The sequence below is a fragment of the Rhodosalinus sp. genome (genome assembly GCF_041685465.1).
Taxonomy (GTDB): Bacteria; Pseudomonadota; Alphaproteobacteria; order Rhodobacterales; family Rhodobacteraceae; genus Rhodosalinus.
In genome coordinates this window covers 1-2,513 of the sequence record NZ_JAWLFS010000336.1, presented here as the reverse complement: position 1 = coordinate 2,513, position 2,513 = coordinate 1, and the positions used below count along the sequence as shown (strand labels likewise).

At 72.4% G+C, this 2,513-nt stretch carries 4 protein-coding genes; 1 reads left to right on the top strand and 3 read right to left on the bottom strand.

Features of this window, described 5'->3' with window-relative positions; all coding sequences use genetic code 11:
* The 3 genes from ACESL7_RS15400 to ACESL7_RS15390 form a co-directional block, all read right to left on the bottom strand.
* Positions 1-649, bottom strand: a 649-nt coding sequence (locus ACESL7_RS15400; protein ID WP_372894173.1) for a lysophospholipid acyltransferase family protein, incomplete at its 3' end; no start/stop codon positions are given.
* Entirely contained in the window at positions 646-1,536 is an 891-nt protein-coding gene (locus ACESL7_RS15395; protein WP_372894172.1) for a cell division protein FtsX, read from the bottom strand. The genes ACESL7_RS15395 and ACESL7_RS15400, both read right to left, overlap by 4 nt.
* A complete protein-coding gene (locus ACESL7_RS15390) occupies positions 1,533-2,210 on the bottom strand; it encodes a cell division ATP-binding protein FtsE (protein WP_372894171.1) in 678 nt (225 codons plus the stop codon). Before ACESL7_RS15390 ends, ACESL7_RS15395 begins: the two co-directional genes overlap by 4 nt.
* A gap of 149 nt (positions 2,211-2,359) precedes the next feature.
* On the opposite strand from ACESL7_RS15390, the gene ACESL7_RS15385 reads away from it, so the two are divergent.
* The coding region (locus tag ACESL7_RS15385; RefSeq protein ID WP_372894174.1) for a zinc-ribbon domain-containing protein at positions 2,360-2,513 on the top strand (154 nt) is incomplete at its 3' end.

Here is a 2,513-nt window from a genome sequence, read left to right as displayed (position 1 = left end):
TGAACTCGGCCATCGAAAGGCCCGGCGCGATGGGTTCGAGGAACTCCACCACGGCAAGGCCCGGCTCGCGCCGGATGCCCCGGCGCGGCCAGAAGAGGCCGACGTTGGTCGCCGCCGGGACGCAGGGCAGGCCCGTCGCCTCGTAAAGAACCGCGGTGCCGATCTTGTAGGGCGCCTTGACGCCCGGCGCGATCCGCGTTCCCTGCGGGTAGATGATGAGTTGGCCCGGCGGCGCGTCGCCCGTGGCGATGCCGCGCTTCATCTGGCGCAGCGCCTCGGCGCGACGGCCGCGGTCGACGGGCACGCAGCCGATGCGCAGGGCGTACCACCCGAGGATCGGCGCCCACTTGAGTTCGCGCTTCATGATGAACTTGGGCCGGGGCACCGCGCTCACGATCAGGATGACGTCGAGAAAGCTCTGGTGCTTGGCGGCGATCAGCACCTCGCCCTCGGGCACCCGGCCGCGCACGTCCGTCCTGAGCCCCAGCATCCAGCGCGCCGTCCAGCGCACCCAGCGGCACCACGCGTGCACGGCGGCATAGGCGCCCCGCCGGTCCACCAGCGCCCAGGGCGTGAAGACGACGGCCATGACCGCCATCATCGCATACATCTGGATGACGTGGGCCAGCGAGACGAGCCAGCGGATCATTCGAGCCCCCGGAGCATGCGCCGCGCCGCGGCCCGCGTCGCGGCCCAGGCCACGACCGCCGCGAGCGGCGGGACCGCGAGCGGCGCCGCCCACTCGAGCCCGCGAAAGCCCAGCGCGGTGAGAAACCCCTCCGCCCCCTGCTGCGGCAGGAAGGCGACCGCCCCCATGCCGGCCCCGGCGCCCAGCGCCGCGCCGGCCAGCGCGCGCAGGGTGAACCGCCGTGTGAAGGCGCGCGCGATGTAGGCGTCGCGCGCACCGACGAGGCGGAGCACCTGCACCACCTGCGCATTGGCGGAGAGGGCAGCCTGCGCGGCCAGCGTGATCATCGCCGCCACGGCGCCCCCGATCAGCACGATGGCTGCCCAGCCGAGCGCGCGCAGCCGGTCCGCGGCCCGCACGAGCGGCCGACGCCAGCGGGTATGATCGTCGAGCACCGCGGCGGGCACCTCCGCGGCGAGGCGCAGGCGCAGACCCTGCGGATCGAAGCCCTCCCCCTCCTCCTTGATCTCGATGAGCTGCGGAATCGGCAGACGCTCCACCGGCAGGTCGGGGCCGAACCACGGGGCGAGCAGCGCGCGGCGTTCCGCGTCGCTGAGGGCGCGCGCCTCCGCGACGCCCGGCGTCTGCTGCAGCAGACGCAGCGCCGCCTCGGTCTGCGCGCCGACTTCCCCGGCCGGCGCGGCGATGCGCAGCGTGGCCGTCCGCGCAAGCGCCTCGCCCCAGCGGTCGGCGAGGCGCCCCGCCGAGAAGGACAGCGCCAGCGCGAAGACCGCGAGGAAGGCCATCGCGGCGGCGGTGAACACCGTGAGCCACGCTGTGAACCCCGTGGGCGGAACGACCCGCGCGGCCTGTGCGTCGCCCCCGAGGAGACCCGGCAGGCGCGTCACAGATCCGCCCCCGCGGCCGTCAGCCTGCGATCCGCGATCCGCAGCACCCGTGCCTGCACCTGGCTCTTGGCGGCGCGGATCAGCATCAGGTCGTGCGTGGCGATCAGCACCGCCTTGCCCAGGCGGTTAAGCTCGACCAGCAGGTGCAGGAGGCGCTGCGACATCTCCCAGTCCACGTTGCCGGTCGGCTCGTCGGCGAGGATCACCTCCGGCGACATGATGACGGCACGGGCGAGCGCGGCACGCTGACGCTCCCCGCCCGAAAGCTCGGGCGGCCGCGCCCCGGCCCGCGCGCTCAACCCGACCCATGCGAGGAGCTCGGAAAGATTCTCCGGGTCGGTCGCGCGGCCCGTCTCGGAAACGGCGACCGGCAGCGCGACGTTTTCCGCGACCGGCAGGTGATCGAGGAACTGACAGTCCTGGTGCACGACGCCGATCCGCCGCCGGGCGCGCGCCACGCCATCCCGATCGAGCGCCGAGAGTTCGCGGCCGAACAGCGAGAGCCGGCCGGAATTCGGCCGGAGCGCGCCGTAACAGAGCCGCATCAGGGTCGTCTTGCCCGCGCCCGACGGGCCTGTCAGGAAATGGAAGCTGCCCGGCGAAAGGGTCAGGTCGATTTCCCGCAGGAGGTCGCCTCCCCCGTAGCTGTAGCTCACGCCCTCGAGCTCGATCACGCCGTCGTCCCCCTGTCCGGGGCTTGTTGTGCCTCAGCACCGGTCGCCTTGCAATCCACGCACACCTCGGGGCAAGACGCTATCGTGAAAGAATTTCGCGGTTTAACCTCGGTGACAAGACAAAAGGCCCGGACGGGGCGAGAGCCATCATGCGTTTGATCTGCCCGAACTGCGGCGCGCAGTACGAAGTCCCCGACGAGGTGATCCCGGCGGCGGGCCGTGACGTGCAATGCTCGAACTGCGGGCATACCTGGTTGCAGACACCGGACAACACCCCGCCGGCGGCCGAAGGCGAGACAGGCC